Source organism: Acidisoma cellulosilyticum (genome assembly GCF_020621385.1).
GTDB classification, from domain to species: Bacteria; Pseudomonadota; Alphaproteobacteria; order Acetobacterales; family Acetobacteraceae; genus Acidisoma; species Acidisoma cellulosilyticum.
The window spans coordinates 89574-107604 of the sequence record NZ_JAESVA010000005.1 but is presented as its reverse complement, the minus strand read 5'-3'; the positions used below and the strand labels follow the sequence as shown (position 1 = coordinate 107604).

Annotated in this window: 17 protein-coding genes; 6 read left to right on the top strand and 11 right to left on the bottom strand. The window is 61.9% G+C overall.

Annotated features, from left to right (window positions below):
* Positions 1–605: 605 nt before the first annotated feature.
* Positions 606–1154 (bottom strand): cupin domain-containing protein, encoded by a 549-nt coding sequence (locus ACELLULO517_RS15365; protein WP_227308294.1) that lies wholly within the window; start codon positions 1152–1154, stop codon positions 606–608.
* A 146-nt stretch (positions 1155–1300) separates the two neighbouring features.
* Between ACELLULO517_RS15365 and ACELLULO517_RS15360 the strand changes: the two genes are divergently transcribed.
* Together ACELLULO517_RS15360 and ACELLULO517_RS15355 are read left to right on the top strand one after the other, a co-directional pair.
* Complete coding sequence (locus ACELLULO517_RS15360; protein WP_227308293.1) at positions 1301–2632, top strand: aspartate aminotransferase family protein; 1332 nt, start codon at positions 1301–1303, stop codon at positions 2630–2632.
* Positions 2633–2686: 54 nt separating this feature from the next.
* Entirely contained in the window at positions 2687–3133 is a 447-nt protein-coding gene (locus ACELLULO517_RS15355; protein WP_227308292.1) for a GNAT family N-acetyltransferase, read from the top strand.
* Between the two features lie 79 nt (positions 3134–3212).
* Here the strand turns inward: ACELLULO517_RS15355 and ACELLULO517_RS15350 are convergent, their stop codons facing one another.
* Entirely contained in the window at positions 3213–3677 is a 465-nt protein-coding gene (locus tag ACELLULO517_RS15350; RefSeq protein WP_227308291.1) for an Lrp/AsnC family transcriptional regulator, read from the bottom strand.
* A gap of 142 nt (positions 3678–3819) precedes the next feature.
* Between ACELLULO517_RS15350 and alr the strand changes: the two genes are divergently transcribed.
* On the top strand, positions 3820–4947 hold the full coding sequence (gene alr / locus ACELLULO517_RS15345) for an alanine racemase (RefSeq protein ID WP_227308290.1): 1128 nt from the start codon (positions 3820–3822) through the stop codon (positions 4945–4947).
* A 22-nt stretch (positions 4948–4969) separates the two neighbouring features.
* Positions 4970–6220, top strand: a complete 1251-nt coding sequence (locus ACELLULO517_RS15340) for a D-amino acid dehydrogenase (RefSeq protein ID WP_227308289.1) — start codon at positions 4970–4972, stop codon at positions 6218–6220.
* Positions 6221–6264: 44 nt separating this feature from the next.
* On the opposite strand, the gene ACELLULO517_RS15335 is transcribed toward ACELLULO517_RS15340, so the two are convergent.
* The 3 genes from ACELLULO517_RS15335 to ACELLULO517_RS15325 all read right to left on the bottom strand — a co-directional run bounded on the left by ACELLULO517_RS15335 (position 6265) and on the right by ACELLULO517_RS15325 (position 8212).
* Entirely contained in the window at positions 6265–6582 is a 318-nt protein-coding gene (locus ACELLULO517_RS15335) for an FkbM family methyltransferase (protein ID WP_227308288.1), read from the bottom strand.
* Between the two features lie 9 nt (positions 6583–6591).
* Complete coding sequence (locus ACELLULO517_RS15330) at positions 6592–7059, bottom strand: FkbM family methyltransferase (RefSeq protein ID WP_227308287.1); 468 nt, start codon at positions 7057–7059, stop codon at positions 6592–6594.
* Positions 7060–7270: 211 nt separating this feature from the next.
* Complete coding sequence (locus tag ACELLULO517_RS15325) at positions 7271–8212, bottom strand: SDR family NAD(P)-dependent oxidoreductase (protein WP_227308286.1); 942 nt, start codon at positions 8210–8212, stop codon at positions 7271–7273.
* Between the two features lie 167 nt (positions 8213–8379).
* Between ACELLULO517_RS15325 and ACELLULO517_RS15320 the strand changes: the two genes are divergently transcribed.
* Positions 8380–8976: a TetR/AcrR family transcriptional regulator gene (locus ACELLULO517_RS15320; RefSeq protein WP_227308285.1), complete on the top strand. Its 597-nt coding sequence runs from the start codon at positions 8380–8382 to the stop codon at positions 8974–8976.
* Here the strand turns inward: ACELLULO517_RS15320 and ACELLULO517_RS28920 are convergent.
* Positions 8961–9968, bottom strand: coding sequence for a Hint domain-containing protein (locus ACELLULO517_RS28920; protein WP_227308696.1), 1008 nt, complete (start codon positions 9966–9968; stop codon positions 8961–8963). The two genes, ACELLULO517_RS15320 and ACELLULO517_RS28920, sit on opposite strands and share 16 nt — an antisense overlap.
* Before the next feature lie 333 nt (positions 9969–10301).
* Positions 10302–11741: a MocR-like pyridoxine biosynthesis transcription factor PdxR gene (pdxR, locus tag ACELLULO517_RS15310; RefSeq protein WP_227308284.1), complete on the bottom strand. Its 1440-nt coding sequence runs from the start codon at positions 11739–11741 to the stop codon at positions 10302–10304.
* Between the two features lie 82 nt (positions 11742–11823).
* Between pdxR and ACELLULO517_RS15305 the strand changes: the two genes are divergently transcribed.
* Positions 11824–12501 carry a pyridoxamine 5'-phosphate oxidase family protein gene (locus ACELLULO517_RS15305; protein WP_227308283.1) on the top strand — a complete coding sequence of 226 codons (678 nt, stop codon included), beginning with the start codon at positions 11824–11826 and terminating at the stop codon, positions 12499–12501.
* Between the two features lie 4 nt (positions 12502–12505).
* Here ACELLULO517_RS15305 and ACELLULO517_RS15300 read toward each other — a convergent pair whose 3' ends face one another.
* Genes ACELLULO517_RS15300 through ACELLULO517_RS15285 form a run of 4 tightly spaced genes read right to left on the bottom strand, consistent with a single transcriptional unit; the run spans position 12506 to position 18027 of the window.
* A complete protein-coding gene (locus ACELLULO517_RS15300) occupies positions 12506–14512 on the bottom strand; it encodes a CocE/NonD family hydrolase (protein WP_227308282.1) in 2007 nt (668 codons plus the stop codon).
* Between the two features lie 58 nt (positions 14513–14570).
* Entirely contained in the window at positions 14571–16217 is a 1647-nt protein-coding gene (locus tag ACELLULO517_RS15295) for an ABC transporter ATP-binding protein (RefSeq protein WP_227308281.1), read from the bottom strand.
* Positions 16218–16220: 3 nt separating this feature from the next.
* Positions 16221–17054 carry an ABC transporter permease gene (locus ACELLULO517_RS15290; protein ID WP_227308280.1) on the bottom strand — a complete coding sequence of 278 codons (834 nt, stop codon included), beginning with the start codon at positions 17052–17054 and terminating at the stop codon, positions 16221–16223.
* A 13-nt stretch (positions 17055–17067) separates the two neighbouring features.
* Positions 17068–18027, bottom strand: coding sequence for an ABC transporter permease (locus tag ACELLULO517_RS15285; protein ID WP_227308279.1), 960 nt, complete (start codon positions 18025–18027; stop codon positions 17068–17070).
* Positions 18028–18031: the final 4 nt, after the last annotated feature.

Below are 18031 nucleotides of genomic sequence, written 5' to 3'. Positions count from 1 at the left end.
CGCCAGCGGCCCCACGCAAGGATCCGCAGAGGTTGGAAGCACCCCTTGCTGATCCCATACCGACGCTGCCAACGTCGACGAGTAACTTAACAGCCTTCATGGCCTTCCGCCCTTCCTCGGAAAATTAACGCTGCTGATCAGAGGCTTGCCCAGTATGCTCGTCACAATTCTGATTTCCTTCCGGCTTCGACTTTCTAAAATTTTGGCGTGATTTTGGCGTTAGCGCTAGACTGCAGTTAAGCCTGTCACGCGATAAAGAAATGGCAAAGCGGAAATCGCGATCTCTTCACTGCAATCCGCAGTAATTTTCAGGCTTGGTCCTCCTACATAACCCGGCAGATCATGAACGAATGGCAGATTCCAGGGGCGTGGAAGTGTCCGCCGAATGACGACGCTGGGTGCTAGGCCGTCCCAGCCGCTCTTAAGGCTTCTAGTCATAGGTATGTCCGCTGTTGGGCGATTAGCCGGAGCATCGGAATGACCGCCATGGGCGCGAAGCGGACATATCCGGCTGATAACCTCAATGACCGCTCCCCCCCAACACGGCCGTTATCGCCGTCGGCCAAACACCGCTGCTTCTCTCGCTTCTGGTTTGCATTTCATTATCAAAAACTCGGCGGTGTACAAGCGCTAATGACCTCGCATACTGAGGCCCCCACACAACGAAACCGATGCGGACGGCGACTGTCGAAGTAATAGGCGTCACCCGGCCCTAAAATCCGCCGCTCATCCTCGACCGTTACTTCCAGCCGGCCGGATAGGACGATACCGCCCTCCTCCCCGTCATGGGTCAGCGGGATCTTTCCCGTATCCGCGCCGGGCTGATAGCATTCCTTGAGAATCTGCAGGCTGCGCCCGAACAGGTTATGACCCACCTGACGGTAGGAGATCGGCCCTTTGCCGATCTCGGTCAGATCCTCGGCCGTATAGAAAGCCTGCCTTGGCCGATCCGGCTCGAAGGAAAAGAATTCCGCCAGGCCGATCGGGATCGCGTCCGTAATGCGCTTCAGCGCACCCACGGACGGGTTGGTGGCATTGGATTCGATGAGCGAGATGGTGGAATTCGTCACCCCGGCGCGCTTCGCCAATTCCCGCTGCGACAGATTGTGCGCCATGCGCAGGTAGCGAAGCCTACCACCGATATCGACCGTCACCGCATAGCTCCCGTTTTAGCTGTTCGATATCTCGAACACTTACCTTGATCACCCTAATTTTTTCAATGACTTACTGTCTCAAAGAAAGAGACTTGTTCCGACACACCGAAAGGCGCGAGGATAAGACATCTGCATCGGAGTGCTCCATGAATCACATCGCCCCCAACGCGCCTGTCCTCGACAATTTCTGGATGCCCTTCACCGCCAATCGGCAGTTCAAGGCGGCGCCCCGCCTGCTCGCCGGCGCGGAAGGCATGTATTACACGGATGTCGACGGCAATAAGGTCATGGACGGCACCGCCGGCCTTTGGTGCTGCAATGCCGGCCACGGCCGCCGCAAGATCGCGGACGCTGTGCAGCGTCAGCTCATGAGCCTTGATTTCGCCCCCACCTTCCAGATGGGCCACCCCATCGTATTCGACTTCGCGGCGAAGCTTGCCTCCATGGCGCCGGGCGGCCCGGACGCGAAGCTGGACCGCATCTTTTTCACCGGCTCGGGTTCGGAATCGATCGATACCGCGCTGAAGATCGCCATCGCCTATCAGCGCGCCATCGGCCAGGGCACCCGCACCCGCGTCATCGGGCGCGAGAAGGGCTATCACGGTGTCGGCTTCGGCGGCATCTCGGTCGGTGGCCTCGTCAACAACCGCCGCATGTTCCCGCAGATCCCGGCCGACCATATGCGCCATACGCTGGATGTGGAGCGCAACGCCTTCACCAAGGGCATGCCGGAACAGGGCGCGGATCTGGCTGACGATCTGGAGCGTCTGGTCGCCCTGCATGGCGCCGAGACCATCGCGGCCGTGGTGGTGGAGCCGATGTCCGGCTCGGCCGGCGTCATCCTGCCGCCGAAAGGCTATCTGGAGCGTCTGCGCGCCATCGCCACCAAGCACGGCATCCTGCTGATTTTCGATGAGGTCATCACCGGCTTCGGTCGCCTCGGCAAGCCCTTCGCCACCGATTTCTTCGGCGTGGTGCCGGATCTGATCACCACCGCCAAGGGCATCACCAATGGCAGCCTGCCGATGGGCGCGGTCTTCGCCGGCCGCCATGTCTATGACGGCATGATGACCGGGCCGGAAAACGCCATAGAGCTATTCCACGGCTATACCTATTCGGGCCATCCGGTCGCCTGCGCCGCAGGCCTCGCGACGATGGAAATCTACGAGGAAGAAGGCCTGCTCACCCGCGCTGCCGAAATCGCGCCGGAATGGGAAGCCGCCCTTCATTCCTTGAAGGATCATCCGAACGTCGTCGATATCCGCAATCTGGGCCTGGTCGGCGCCGTGGAGCTTGCCCCCCGCGCCGGTGCGCCGGGTGCCCGCGCCTATGACGTCTTCGTCGATTGCTTCAACAAGGGCCTGCTCATCCGCGTGACCGGCGATATCATCGCCCTCTCCCCGCCGCTGATCATCGAACGCACGGAAATCGCGACCCTCGTCTCCATCCTGGGTGACGCGCTGAAGCGCGCCGCCTGAGTCTTTTTCCAAGGACCGGCAGTATCGCTGCCGGTCCGAACGAAGACGCGACCTATGACCATGATGACGCTACCAGCGGGATACGAGATCTCGACCGATCCCGCGCGCCTCGACCTTGAGGTGATCCACCATTACCTGACGGCGGAAAGCTACTGGTCGCAGGGCGTGCCGCGCGATGTGGTGGAGCGCGCGATGGCGAACTCGCTCTGCTTCGGCCTGTACCACGCCGACACGCAGGTCGGCCTCGCGCGCGTTGTGACCGACAAGTCAACCTTTGCGCTGATCGCCGATGTCTTCGTGCTGGACGGCCATCGCGGACAGGGCCTGTCCAAATGCCTGATGCAAAGCATCATAAGCCATCCTGAATTGCAGGGGTTGCGGCGGCATCTGTTGCTGACATCCGACGCCCATGGCCTTTACAGTCAGTTCGGATTCCAACCGCTGGGCGCCCCGGCCCGCTTCATGGAAATCCTGAGAGCCGATATCTACAAGGCAGCGTGATCCTATCCAATGAAGACGAGATCGCCTGACCCGGGCGGCTAGATGCGCGGCATGAAGCCGCGCAGGACGAGAGGGCCTGTCAGCGCCGACCCTTCGACCTTGTCGCCAGCACGTTCTTGATCGAAAAACTGGAATGGATGCGCGAGACACCGGGCAAGGTTGAGAGCACCTCCTTATGGATGCGCTCGAACGCGCCGGCACTCGCCACTTCCACACGCAGGAAGTAATCCGAACCACCCGTCATGAGATAGCATTCCTGAATTTCAGGATGTTTGCGCACCGCTTGTTCGAACCGGTTGAGGTATTCCTCGGTCTGCCGGTCCAGCGTGATATTGATCAGAACGGCAATCCCCTGCTCGCTCGCCCCGGTTTCGACCAGCGCCGTATAGCCGCGAATGACCCCGGCATTTTCCAGCAATTTGATCCGCCGCAGGCAGGCTGAGGGTGAAAGCCCGACCTCCTGCGCCAGCGCAGCGTTGCTCATACGGGCATTCACGCGCAGCAGCCGCAGGATGTTGCGGTCGATGGCATCCACCGATGTCATAGCGATGTCATGCAGAATATTCCAAACCTTCGCAGTTCCTTCTAATCCGCACGGTTCATTCGCATTTTCAAGCACAAATTCGTGGGAATTTCCGCGATTCCTGTCCTAACCTGATGATGCACAGAGTCGAACCGGAACAGAAATGGACAGCATTGACTGGCGCAGCCTGATGAATGCCGAAACCTTAGGCTATCCCGGTTACCTGACGATCGACCTTGGCGCGCTTGCCCGGAATTACGCGCGGCTGGTCGCCATGGCCGCACCGGCCGAAGTCTCGGCCGTCGTCAAAGCCGATGCTTACGGCCTCGGTGCCGCGCGGGTCGCGGAAGCGCTGGCGGAGGCCGGCTGCCGCCACTTCTTTGTCGCCCATGCCGGCGAAGCGATCGCACTGCGCCCCCATCTGCCGGATGATGCGCGTCTTGTCGTGCTGAACGGCTTGCTGCCGGGTGCGGAAGCCGCTGTCGCCGCCGCCCATTGCATTCCCGTGATCAATTCCTTCGCCCAGCTTGCCCGCTGGCGCGCACAGGCGAAGATCGAAGGTCAGCGTCTGCCGGCTTTGCTGCAATTCGATACCGGCATGTCCCGCCTGGGTTTTTCGCCATCCGACCGCATCGCGCTGCATGCCGACATCCAGAACAGCCCCGAGATCGAGATCCTGTATGTCATGAGCCACTTGGCTTCGGCCGATGAACCTGACAGCGCGCAAAACCAAGCCCAGCTGGATGAGATGCGGAAGGTGGCTGCGGAATTCGCGCCGCTGCCGCTGTGCTTCGCCAATTCCGGCGGCGTGCTGATGGGGGCCGACTATCACGGCGCCCTCGCCCGCCCTGGCATCGCGCTTTATGGCGGCGCCCCCCATGCCGGCAGCGCGAACCCGATGGAGCCGGTCGTCAGCCTCTCCATCGCCGTGGTGCAGACCCATACCGTGCCAGCCGGCGCCGCCGTCGGCTATAGCGGCACGCATGTGACGACCGGTGAGACGCGGCTGGCCACGCTCGCCGCCGGCTATGCGGACGGGCTTCGCCGCTCCCTCAGCAGCCGCGGCGCCGTCTATCTCCAAGGCCAGCGCCTGCCGATCGTCGGCCGCGTTTCCATGGACAGCATGACGGTCGATATTTCCGATCTGCCGGAGGGCGCACTTGATCTTGGCAGTCTGGTGGAGGTCATCGGCCCGCATCAGACGCTGGAAATGCTGGCGGAAGATGCCGGCACCATCGCCTATGAAATTCTGACCAGCCTCGGCCATCGTTACCGCCGGGACTATCGCTGACACTCTGACCTTTGGACGCAGCATGAAGATCACTGTTCTCGGCGCCGGTGTGGTCGGTGTCACCACGGCCTATCAACTCGCCAAGGCCGGCCATAGCGTGACGGTTATCGACCGTCAGGCAGGGCCGGCGCTGGAAACCAGTTTCGCCAATGCCGGCCAGGTCTCCTTCGGCTATTGCGGTCCCTGGGCCGCGCCCGGCATTCCGATGAAAGCCCTGAAATGGCTGTTCGAGGAGCATGCGCCGCTCATCCTGCGGCCCAAGCCTGATTGGGCGATGATCACTTGGCTGATCAAGATGCTCGCCAATTGCTCGGCCGAGCGTTACGCGGTCAACAAGGGTCGCATGCTGCGCCTGTCCGATCTTTCCCGGGAAGCGCTGGCCGAATTGCGGGCCGAGACAGGCATCGCCTATGACGGCGGTATGAAGGGCACGCTGCAGCTATTCCGCAAGGACGAGCAGGTCGAGGCCATGGCGAAAGACGTGAAGGCTCTGGCCGCCGACGGCGTGCCTTACGAAGTGGTCGATGCCGATGGCTGTGTGCGTATTGAGCCCGCGCTCGCCCATGTCCGTCACAAGATCAAGGGCGGCCTGCTGACACCGACCGATGAAACGGGCGACTGTTTCAAATTCACCAATGAGCTGGCCGAGAAAGCCAAATTGCTCGGTGTCAGCTTCGTCTATGGCAGCAGCATCAAGGAGATCGTGACGTCAGGCGGCAAGGTCGAATCCGTCGCCACCGACCGTGGTGTGATCCCGACCGATTCCGTCGTCGTCTGCCTCGGCAGCTATTCGCCCTTCATGCTGCGTCGCTTCGGCATCAAGCTGCCGGTTTATCCGGTGAAGGGCTATTCGCTCACAATCCCCATCGCCGATGTGTCACGCGCTCCGGACTCGACCGTCATGGATGAGAGCTACAAGATTGCCATCACGCGCTTGGGTGATCGTATTCGCGTGGGCGGCATGGCCGAGATTTCCGGCTTCACGACCGACCTGCCGGTCGCGCGCCGCCGCACGCTGGAACATTCGGTGAGCGATCTTTTCCCCGGCGGCGATCTGACGAAAGCCTCCTTCTGGTCCGGTCTGCGCCCGATGACCCCGGACGGCACACCGGTGATCGGCGAGACCCCTATCCGCGGCCTTTATCTCAATACCGGCCACGGCACGCTGGGCTGGACCATGAGCTGCGGCTCCGCCCGGCATATCGCCCAGGTCATGGAAGGCCAGAAGACTGACCTCGCGCGCGAGGATTATGCAATCGCGCGCTACAACTGACAGACGCCGGAAAGGCAATCGCCCTCGCGCGACATGACAGAGAACTATTTGACGATCGTTATATCCTGATAGACGGGATCTTCCGGGTGGATCGCGACCATGTTCATGCCTTGGGCGAACATGACATAGCCGAATTGTTCGAAAAATGCCTGCAGCTTATCTCGACCGACCTTGGTGTGCTCGACATAGACGATGGGGCGCATGGCCATGTATTTCATGGCGCCTTGCAATACTTCCAGTTCCATGCCTTCAACGTCGATCTTAAGGAAATCGACACGCGGAAGCTCCAGCGAATCAAGCGTGATGCATTTGATCCGCGTTGACCTGGCGTCTTGAAGAAGATCCTGCCCGATCCATTCCATATTCTGGTGCTACCGAAGCTCCAGCCCGCCAAAATTGGCCGGCATGGTGTAGTCGGGGAGTGCGACCTCAATGACGCCCTCTTCCGCGCCCGCGGCGACGTTGAGAACACGGGCGTTGAAGCAATTGTTCAGTGCTACATTTCCGGCCAGGGCGTAGAATATGCGTTCCTGCGCCTCGATGGCGATGACACTTCCCCAGCCTTGCATCATTTTGGCCCATTCGACGGTCAGCACGCCGATATTGGCACCGCAGTCGATCACGACCACGCCATCGCCACATCGCTTACGGCGCGCCTGAATCAACTGGCCGATGCGCGCGCCCGTGCCGCCATCGAAGGCCCCAAAGGCGAGGATTTCGCCGCCAACACCGTATAGGCCGCCATCTCGATATTGAACGTCCAAACGGTTGAGGATCATGGTACCGTGATCCGTGGCCGCAAGGATGAACGCGATTTTCTGCTTTTGGGTCGAGGACAAGCCTATCGTCTTCCTATGCTGGAATATTGACGGTCCCGGCATAGTCTAAGAGATGCCACGATTGCAAATCCTCATCCGATGTTAAGAAAAGGATTTGCAATTATGATTTTATTTTAGAATAATTTTTGCCTTATCAAATATTAATGCAATAGTTATGAATGAAGACTGGTATGCAGGAGCGATCTACCACGCTGACTTTGAACGATCGATCTTAGAAACGCTCGCCGACCATCGCTTCGCTCTTTGCCCAAAGCGCACGCGCACTATCGGCATCGAGCGCGTAGCCGCGCACGCCACCGCGCAGACCCTCCTCCTCGGACGGAAGAGCGACATGGCAGTCCTCGCAATACAGACCGCCGACATCCTCGGCCTTTGCCACGACACCGGCCCAGACGGAGGTCGCCGCCCCCTGCGGGATCGTCTTCCACGCAAAAGCCGGCTGACCGCTGGCCGCGTTGGTTTCGTTGATCTGCTTGATCATCGCTTCGATCGTACCATCGGCCAGATGACGGCCGAGTTCGGTCTGAATGCCACCGGGATGCACGGCCGTCGCGCGCACGCCGCGCGCCTTGTGCCGCCGATCGAATTCCACCGCGAACAGGATATTCGCCGTCTTGGATCGGCCATAGGCGCCGAATTCCGTGTAATCCGTATGCTCGAAATTCGGGTCTTCCAGGTTCACATCGGAAAAGCGATGGCCGGCCGAGGAAAGATTGACCAGCCTTCCGCCCGGCTGCAGCAGGGAGGCAATGCGATTGACGAAAACGAAATGCCCCAGGTGATTGGTCCCGAACTGCATCTCGAACCCATCCGCCGTGACGCTTTTCGGGCAAGCCATGACGCCGGCATTGGCGATGATGAGGTCAAGCGGTTTGCCGTCGGCGACCAGTTTGTCCGCCGCCGCGCGAATGCTGGCGAGCGAGGCCAGATCCATCTGCACCAGCGTGATGCCGGGAATGCCGGCGGTCGCCGTCTGACCCTTTTCGATGTCGCGCACCGTGCCGACGACGGTCGCGCCATGGGCTGCCAGCGCACGCGCCGTTTCGATCCCCAGACCCGCCGAAACGCCGGTGACGAGCACGCGCTTGCCGGTCAGATCGACACCCGCCAACACGTCTTCCGTGGTCGAGGTCGCGCCAAATTGTTGAGCCATCCTGGCCTCCTGTTGTTATCCGGTCTCAATGAGACCCGGTTGATGCATCCGCCGCATGCGCCCGATGACAGGCAAAGTTTTTGCCTAAACGGCACGCATGGTGTAAACGGAGGATGTCTCCGCTTTATATACGGAGGAACCCTCCGTTTATCAAGAGAGATTTTGCCGTGACGCCCCCTGCCCCCATCCGTAAGCCCCGCGCCGACAGCCAGCGCAACCGAGAGAAGCTGCTCTCGGTCGCCAAGGACGCCTTTGCCGCGCAGGGGCCGGATGTCAGTCTGGAGGAGATCGCACGCCGTACCGGTGTGGGCATCGGCACGCTCTACCGCCATTTCCCGAACCGGGATGCGATCATCGCCGATGTCTATCGCCGCGAGGTCGGGCAATTGGCCGGGGCCGCCGCCGAGCTGCTGGACAGCCACCCGCCGCTGGACGCGCTGCGCGCCTGGATGCGGTTATTCGTGGATTATATCGGCGCCAAGAAAATCATGGCCTCGGCACTCAATTCGCTCGCCGGCGGCACGACCGAGCTTTATGCGGCATCGGGCCCGCTCATCACGAATGCGATCGCGCTGCTGTTGGACCGCTGCAAGGCCGATGGCGCCATCCGGCCGGATGCGGAACCTATGGATCTGATGATGGCGCTGGTCGGCGTCGCCTATAATACCAGCGCCGGACCCGGTTGGCAGGCTGCGGCTCTGCGGGTGGTCGATATCCTGATCGCCGGCATCAAACAGATGGACAGCCCTCAGGCAGCGCTTTGAGGGCGATCCATTAGCGCCACCGCCCGGGCGCGCAGGCGTTCCATCGTCTGCGCCGACACCTGGCGGCGTGATTGCGCACGGGGGAACGGCATCTCGGTGATCGGTTCCTCTCCGTAAAGCGCTTCATGCTCGGCCCAATTGTCAAAGGCCGTGCGTGCGATGTTGTCAACGAAGGTCTCGGCAAGAACGCCTTCGGCCAGGATCAGCGCATGCTCGGACAATTCGACATGGAAATACGTGAAAGTCTCGGGCACATTCGTTTCACGGATGATGGAAGTGCCGTTTACCAGCGCGCCGGCCTGGACCAGAATCCCATCCACGAGCACCGCATGCGCGGGTGAGACCAGCAGGTCACGCTCCGGCAATCCCTCCGCCAGCGCACCCGCACAGATCCGAATGGGCAGGACGCGCAGCGGATCGGCGAAACGGGTGGAGACGGTATTGCGGCCGATCCAGCGGATAGGCATGGCAAGCCCCGCCGCCGTCATCACCAGATCAGCCAAGGCCAAGTCTTGGACAGCGACATCGCCGCTCGGCGTGCGGATGCGGGTGCCAGGATAGTAGCAGACCACAATGGCCGCCGTGCCGTCGCTCTCTCGCTCAAGCACCATCCCGGTATCGGATGCGCCCGCGATGGTCAGCGCAAAACTTGTGTCGCCGGCCGAAACCGTGACCGTATCGCCGGAAACCGATAGGCTTTCGCTGGAGGAGTAGGCGAGGAAATCGAGGCCGATACTGTCGCCCAAAGCGAAGCCCGAGATGGTGGTTGTCGGCAGCGAGGAACTGTCCACAATGTCGAGCGTACCGTCATTGCCGGCGAAGGTGATCCCTTGCGTCGTAACAGCGCCGGCGCTCAGCACCATCCGGCCGTCGCTGATCGTCGTATCGATCGCGGTACCGCCGCTGAAAACCGTCTCAGTGCCCTCGGCCGCGACGGTCGTGAAGCTCGCGACACCGCCGAAATCGACCGCCTGCGAACCGCCTGCGGAAATTGTCGTGAAACGCTCATCGCCGCCGCGAGAGAGAATTTCAAAACGACGTTTCCACCGCTGGAAATGATGGCATCCGAACTGACGCCGCCGAGAAAGACGACCTCGGTTCCGCCGCTTTGAATGAAGGAGGAGAGCGTCTCGCCGCCGCTGGAAACGATAATCGGGCTATTGGATGTCGCGACCAGGGAACTGGACGTTTGGCCAGAGGAAACGACCTGGTTTGCCATGGGAGCGCTCTCGAAAGGGTTTTGTTACGACCTGTCTAAGCGGCTTAACGCCCAGTACCAACCACTGAATGCGCTGTTGAGATGGCCCTTTTTGGTTCTATCGGCATTAAGATGCTGCGCCGTTGATTAATCTTTGCTCCTGATGAGCCGCCGCGATGGCGCGCGCCGCATGCTCGGCCTTGTCCGCGTGCAGGCCCGCAATGCCGCACAGCAACCCTGGCCGTCCTTTCGCCAGATGCATGGAGGACAGCGCCTGCGGACCATAGCCCTGGGATCGCAGCCTTTGCACTATAGCCTCATCATCCTTCGCTTCGTCCCTGAACCACAAAGCGAGTTGCAAACCGCCGGTGCCGGGTCCGGTTGCGATGGCATCCCCGCAACAATACTGCACGGTATCGCGGAACGCTGTCATGCGCGCAGCATAGATTGGCGTCATCCGCCGGATATGCGCGCGGAAATGTCCCTCGCGCAGAAATTCGAGACAGGCAGCCTGGATATGGATCGGCACCGACAGGCCCTGCAACCGCACCGCCTGCTGCACGGCAAGCAACAAGCTGCGCGGCACGATGGCATAGGCAAGCCGGACGCCGGGCGCCAAAACCTTGGACAAGGTGCCGAGATAGGCGACGACGCCCGATTGATCGATCCCTTGCAAAGCCGCGATCGGCCGCCCATCGAACTGGAATTCGCTGTCGTAATCGTCTTCCAGAATGAGTGCACCGGTCCTTTGCGCGACCGCCAGCAGGGCCAGCCGCCGCGCGAGGCTCATCGTCATGCCGGTCGGATATTGGTGAGAGGGCGTGACATAGATCAGTTTTGGCGACGCTGCGCCTGATGCCGAATCCACATTCATCCCGGCTTCATCGACCGGAACCGGGACCAGATCAGCCCCCGCATCCTGCAGGATCTGCCGGGCGCTGAGATAACCGGGCTCTTCCATCCAGGCTGCATGATGGCCGGGCGCCGCATCGCGCAAGGCTAGGCGCGCCAGCAGGCCGATCGCCGCCCGAGTGGAGGGAAACAAAACCAACTGATCGGGGTCCGCCACCACGCCACGGCTGACCGCGATATGGGCCAGGATCGCTTCCGCCAGCGCTGGCAGGCCCAGTGGCGCGCCATAGCCGAGGTCGGCCGCCGAGACGCGACGCGCGCGGGCCGCCAACAGCCGTCCCCAGATCGCTGTCGGGAATGACGCCAGATCGGGCACGCCCGGCGTCAAAGGCAGCAACGGCAAAGCGGCGGCCGCGCTGATAGCGGGCGTCGGCTGAACCACAGCGACACCCGGAGAGGCGATGGCCGCCACACGGCTCGCCCCGCCGGCCAAGCTGGTCAGATAGCCTTCCGCCTTCAACCGCCCATAAGCACTGACGACCGTGGACCGCGCGAGGCCAAGTGACAGGGCAAGCTGGCGTGTGGAGGGAAGCCTTGCTTCGGCTGGCAAAACCCGGGCCAGAATGCGCCCGCGCAAGGCCCTATAGAGTTGGCCTTCCAGATCACCCGCAGCGCGGTCGATGGAGACAAGGGCCGTCTTGGCGTCCGTTACCAACTGGTCTGCTCATTTTCTTGAAACTGGCGTTATCCACCATACCGCAAATGGTCCAAGCTGCGAAGGATCAAGGAGCCTCGCCATGTCTGACGCCGAGACCGACCCGCGCTTTCCCGTCACCAATCGCAGCCGCGTGCGGCGCGAACATCACCGCGGCAGCTACGACAAGGACGCCGTCTACGCGCTGCTGGACGCCGCCCCGCTCTGCCATGTCGGCTATGTCATCGACGGCGCGCCCTATGTGACGCCGACGCTGCATTGGCGCGTCGGCAACCGCATCTATTGGCATGGGTCGGCCGCCAGCCGCTTCCTGCGCCAGTCCGAAGGCATGCCGGTCTGCATCACCGTCAGCCTGATGGACGGTTATGTGCTGGCCCGCTCGGCCTTCAACCACTCGGTCAATTATCGCTCCGTCATGGCCTTCGGCACGGCGCAGAAGATCGAAGACGCGGAAGAAGCCGCGGCAGCGCTGCAGCATTTCACGGACGGGTTGTTTCCCGGCCGGTGGGAGACGCTGCGGCCGATGACCACGCAGGAGTTGAAGGCGACCTCCGTCCTATGGATGGAGATCGACGAGGCGGTGATGAAGGCGCGGACCGGCGGACCCGGCGACGCGGTGGAAAGCGATTTTCCGGTCTGGGCCGGCACCATTCCCATGCATATCGGCCTGGGTGTGGCCAAGCCCGCGCCTGAGGTGCCGGAGGATTGCACGCTGCCGGCGCCGCTGGCAGCCCTCATCGCCTCCGGCCGGTTGCGCTGACGTCTTACAGATGATCCCGCGGGAAGGACTGGTCGTAGAGGCGTTCCACGACCAGTTCACCGTTTTCGAAGGCGCGAACCGAGCCGGTCAGATGGAATTCATCCGCCGTGCCGGTCATGGCTGTCTCCGTCTCGATGCGAATCTGCCAGCCCTCACGCCCCAGATCGAAATACTGCGAGATCGATGAGCGCGCCGAGAGCGGATCATCCGCCTGCACGGTGAGTGTGCGATTGAGGCCGTGATCGAGCGTGAGATCGATCTCATCGAAACGGAAGACGCCCTCACCGAACAACCCGCCCTCGCCCACCGTCATATAGGTCGCCGTATCGGTGAGCGTGTCGATGCTGACGCTGCGGCCAAGCTTGCTTTGGCTGAGTTGCGTGATCGGCGCGAAGGGACCATGCGCCGGTTCGGCAAATGACACCGGCAGCGGCACAGCATCGCGCGCCCGCACCGGCAGGGTGAAGCGGCTGCCCGCGAGATCGACCGACAAGGTCGCGGCTTCCGGTGCCGGCCAAAGGATCGGCCAATAGGCAGTCGAAATCGCGAAGCGGATGCGATGGCCGGACGCGAAGCGATGACCGCACATCTTCAGTTTTATGCGGATGGGTGTCGCTTGCCCCACCACCATCGGCTTCGGGTCTTCCGATCCGTCCCGATGCGCGAGGTTGAGCACGCCGTAACTGATGCGCTGGCTGGCGCCGTCTGGCGATACATCGCATAGACGCACCGCCATCTGTGCCAGCGGTCTGTCGCTGCTCAACAGCAGGTCGATGACGGGCTGGCCCAGAATTTCGCAATCCTCGGTCAGCGGCGCGCTATCGAATGTCAGGGACAACCCGTCATCGATGCGCTGGTCGCCCGGCATGTCGCCGATCACCCCGGTACCCATCCATTCCCCGCAGGCCGTGCCGGTATAGAGCGGCGACCGAATGCTGGTTGTCCCCGCGCCTGCTTGGCTGGAGATTGTACCGCCCGATTGCGGATAAAATGCCGTGTCGGCAATCGCAGTGCTCGGCCAAAAAGCCTCACCGCGCCAACGGCCTTCGGAAGCGGGTTTGCTGGAGGAGACCGGGCTTTGCCCATCCTCCACAAACGCGCGCAGCATGGGCTCGGCCATGATGCCGCGATCCTCGCCCTTCAGCCAATGATCCCACCAGCGCGTCGCTTCTTGCAGGAAGCCGATGGCGGGCGTCGGCACGCCGTCCTGCGGATAGATATGCGCCCAGGGACCGAGCAGGCCCAGACGCGGCACAGTCAGATGTTCCAGCAATTCCGGCACCGCATTGGTATAGCTGTCGGCCCAGCCGCCGACCGCCATGACCGGGCATTGAATGGCGTTCCAGTCCTCGCAGACCGAGCCATGTTTCCAATAGGCGTCCCGCCGCTGATGGGCGAGCCAAAGTGCGGGCCAGAAGGGCATATGGTTCAGACGCTCGATCCATTGCGCGCGCCAGTCATCGCCGCGCAGCAGCGGGTCCGCCGGGCGCGCCTGGAAGGCGAGCATGATCGCACCCCACCACAGGTTATCGTTGAGCAGACCACCGCCCATGTAATGGATGTCATTGGCGAAGCGGTCGGTTGTGGAACACACGGTCAGGATCGCCTTCAGGGCCGGCGGCCGGCGCATGGCGACCTGCAGACAATTGAAGCCACCCCAGCTTTTACCCATCATGCCGACAGCGCCGTCACACCAGCTCTGCTCGGCCAACCAGGCGATCACCTCCAGCGCGTCATCCTGCTCAAGCTTGATGTATTCGTCATCCAGCAACCCGTCCGATTCACCGGAGCCACGCATATCGACGCGCAGGACGGCATAGCCCTGCGCCGCGAAATAGCCATGCATCGGCTCATCCCGCGCGCGGGTGCCGTCGCGCTTGCGATAGGGAATATATTCCAGGATGGCCGGCACGGGCTTGGCCTCTGCCCCCTCCGGCAGCCAGAGACGCGCGGCCAGCCGCGTGCCGTCGCTCAGCGGCACGAATAGATGCTCGGTCAATGTTATAGCCATCAGCCCACTCACTCATCGAAAAAAGTTTTTGGTTCTTTTTACAAAAAGAACCGCTGTCTTATGCCGGCAAGGCTGCGGGACCAGCGCGCCAGATATCGCGCCTGGTCAAAGCCTCATCCAGCCAATCGGTGCGCATTTCCGGCACCGACAGCAGCAGCTTCCTGGTGTAATCGTCCGGCGGCGTCTCGAAAATGTCCGATGTCGCACCTTCCGCCACCATCTGTCCTTTGAGCATGACGACGACGCGATGCGCGATGCGCTTCACGGTGCCGAGATCATGGGTGATGAACAGGTATGACACGCCCAGCTCATCCTGCAGCTGCTTGAGCAGTTTTAGAATGTCTTCGGCGACCAGGGGATCGAGTGCGGATGTCACCTCATCGCAGATGACCAGTTCCGGCCGCGCCGCCAAAGCGCGGGCGATACAGATACGCTGCTTCTGCCCACCCGAGAGCTGGCCCGGAAAGCGCTCGGTATAATCGAGCGGCAGACCGACCAGGGTCAGCAGCTCGGCCACCCGCGCCTTCACCGCCGCACCCGACAGCTTTTCGAAGAAGGCGACGGGCCGGCCGAGGATATCGCTGATCTTCTGGCGTGGATTGAGCGCGATATCGGGCAGCTGATAGATCAGCTGAATGCGCTGACGTTGTTCCAGGCTGCGTTTTTTGAAGGACGGCGGCAATGCGGCCTGACCGAAGCGAAAGGCGCCGCCCGCTGCCTCGATCTGCCCGATGGCGGCATAGGCGAGCGTCGATTTGCCTGACCCTGATTCACCGACCACCGCCACCGTCTCTCCACGGCTGACTGTAAAGGAGATGTTCTTTACCGCCGTCACTGGTCCGTATTTGATGGTCACGTCATCGACCGTCAGCACCGTCTCCCCGCGTGCCGCCTCCGCCACGCCATGACCGCTCATCGCGGCCTTGCGTTCCGCCACCAGCGCTGTCGTATAGGCCTCGCGCGGCGTCATCAGAATGTCGTTGGTGGTGCCGGTCTCCACCATTTTGCCGTGGCGCAACACCATGATGCGATCGGCGATCTGCGCCACGACCGACAGATCATGCGTCACGTAAAGGGCAGCCGTATTATGCTCGTGGATCAGCTCGCGCAGCTTGGCCAGAACCTCGATCTGCGTCGTCACGTCCAGCGCCGTTGTCGGCTCATCCAGCACCAGCAGATCCGGCTGACAGGACATGGCCATGGCGGCCATGGCGCGCTGCAACTGCCCGCCCGAGGCTTCATGCGGATAGCGCTGGCCGAAGGTTTTCGGTTCCGGGAGGTCGAGGGCCGCGAAAAGCTCGATCGCCTTGGCCTCCGCCTCACGGCGGTTCATCAGCCCATGGCGGATCGGCCCCTCGCAGACCTGCGCCATCAGGGTCATGGACGGGTTGAAGGCGGCAGCGGCACTTTGCGCGACATAGGCCACGCGCACGCCGCGCAGGCTGCGGCGACCATTGGTGTCGAGCTTGCGCAGATCTTGCCCCGCCAGCAAAATCTCGCCGCCGGTAATGCTGCAACCGGCCCGTGCATAGACCAGCGGCGCCAGGCCCAGCGTCGATTTGCCGGCGCCCGATTCCCCGATCAACCCCAGAACCTCGCCCCGCCGCAGGTCAAGATCGATGCCGTCCGTCAGCACCGCGCCGTTGCTGGCCTCGATGCGCAATCCCCGAATTTGCAGAAGCATGTCGTTTTTGGCGGCGCTCATGCCTCAGATCTCCGCGCCGGCGCCGGCCGGCAAAGCGTGGATGGAGAGCAGCCAATCGACCACCAGATTGACGCCGATGGTGACAATGGCGATAGCGCCTGCGGGGAATAGCGGCGCATAGCCGCCGAAGGCGATGGCCTGGGCATTGTCATGCACCATGCTGCCCCAATCCGCCGCCGGCGGTTGAATGCCCAAGCCCAGGAAGCTCAGGGAGGCGATGAACAGGAAGGTGAAGCAGAAGCGCAGGCCGAATTCCGCGACCAGCGGCGGCAAGGCGTTCGGCAAGATTTCACGAAAAATCACCCAGCCGATGCCTTCTCCGCGCAGTCTTGCGACCTGCACGTAATCCATCACCGTGATGTTCATGGCGACGGCGCGTGCCAGACGAAATACCCGCGTCGATTCGAGCACGGAAATGGTGATGATCATGATCGGGATGGAGGTGCCGAGCACGGCGAAGACCATGAGGCCGAAAATGAGGATCGGCATGGCAAGCAGAATATCGACGACGCGGGAGATGATATTGTCGACAAGCTTGCTGGTGGAAGCCGCGACAAAGCCAAGCCCGACGCCGATGATCATGGTCAGGCATGTCGCGATCAGCGCGATGCTGACCGAGGTGCGGCCGCCATAGATAAGACGCGACAGCATATCGCGGCCAATACTGTCCGTGCCCAGCCAGTCATGCGGATTGGGCGTATCCCAGACGCCACCGACGATCTTGGTCTGCGGATAAGGCGCGATCCAGGGCGCGAACAGGATCATGATCAGCGCCAGCACGACGATGACGCCGCCGATATAGGCGGTGAAGGGAACTTTGCGACCGGCGATTTTCATGGCGCGCCCCTCCCTATTGCCGTTTGCGGCTGCGCAGCCGCGGATTGGCCAGAGCCGAGCAGATATCGGCGATCGTATTGAGGCCGATGAAGACGATGGCGAAAACCAACCCGCAAGCCTGGACGGTCGGCAGATCGCGCTTGGTCACGGCATCGACCATCAACTGCCCGACACCGGGATAGACGAAGACGACCTCGACGACGACGACACCGACGACAAGATAGGCGAGGTTGATCGCGACGACATTGATGATCGGCGCCAGCGCATTCGGCAGCGCGTGGCTCAGCACAACGCGGCTACGCGACAGGCCTTTCAGGAAGGCAGTCTCGACATAGGGGGCGGACATCACCGCCAAGGTGGAGGTGCGGGTCATGCGCAGCATATGGGCCACGACGACGAGCGTCAGCGTAATCGCCGGCAGGGTTGTGGCATCGACCCGATCCCAGAAGCCCATGCCGTCATAGACGGTGGCGAGGCTCGGCAGCCAGCCGAGTTGGGATGCGAAGACGACAATCAGGATATAACTGACGAAGAATTCCGGGAAGGAGATGGCAGCGAGGCTAAGGATACTCGCCAGCCGATCCATCAGGCTGCCTTCGCGGATGGCCGACAGAATACCCAATCCCACCGCGAGCGGCACGGCGATGATCGCCGCATAGCCCGCCAGAAACAAGGTGTTGATCAGTCGCGGCATCAGCTCGCCGGCGATGGGTGTGCCGGTCGTCAACGAATTGCCGAGATTGCCGTGCAGCACGCCCCAAAGCCAATGCAGATAGCGCAGATAGGCGGGTTCGTTCAGGCCAAGCTTCGCCCGCAATACGGCCAGCGCGTCGGGCGTCGCGGATTGCCCGAGCAGCGCGCTCGCCACATCGCCCGGCAAAAGCTGCGTGCCGAGATAAAGGAGAATAGAGACAGCGAAGAGGGTCAAAACCCCCAGCGCCGCCCTTGCCGCGATAAAGCGAAGAATGCCCAAAACC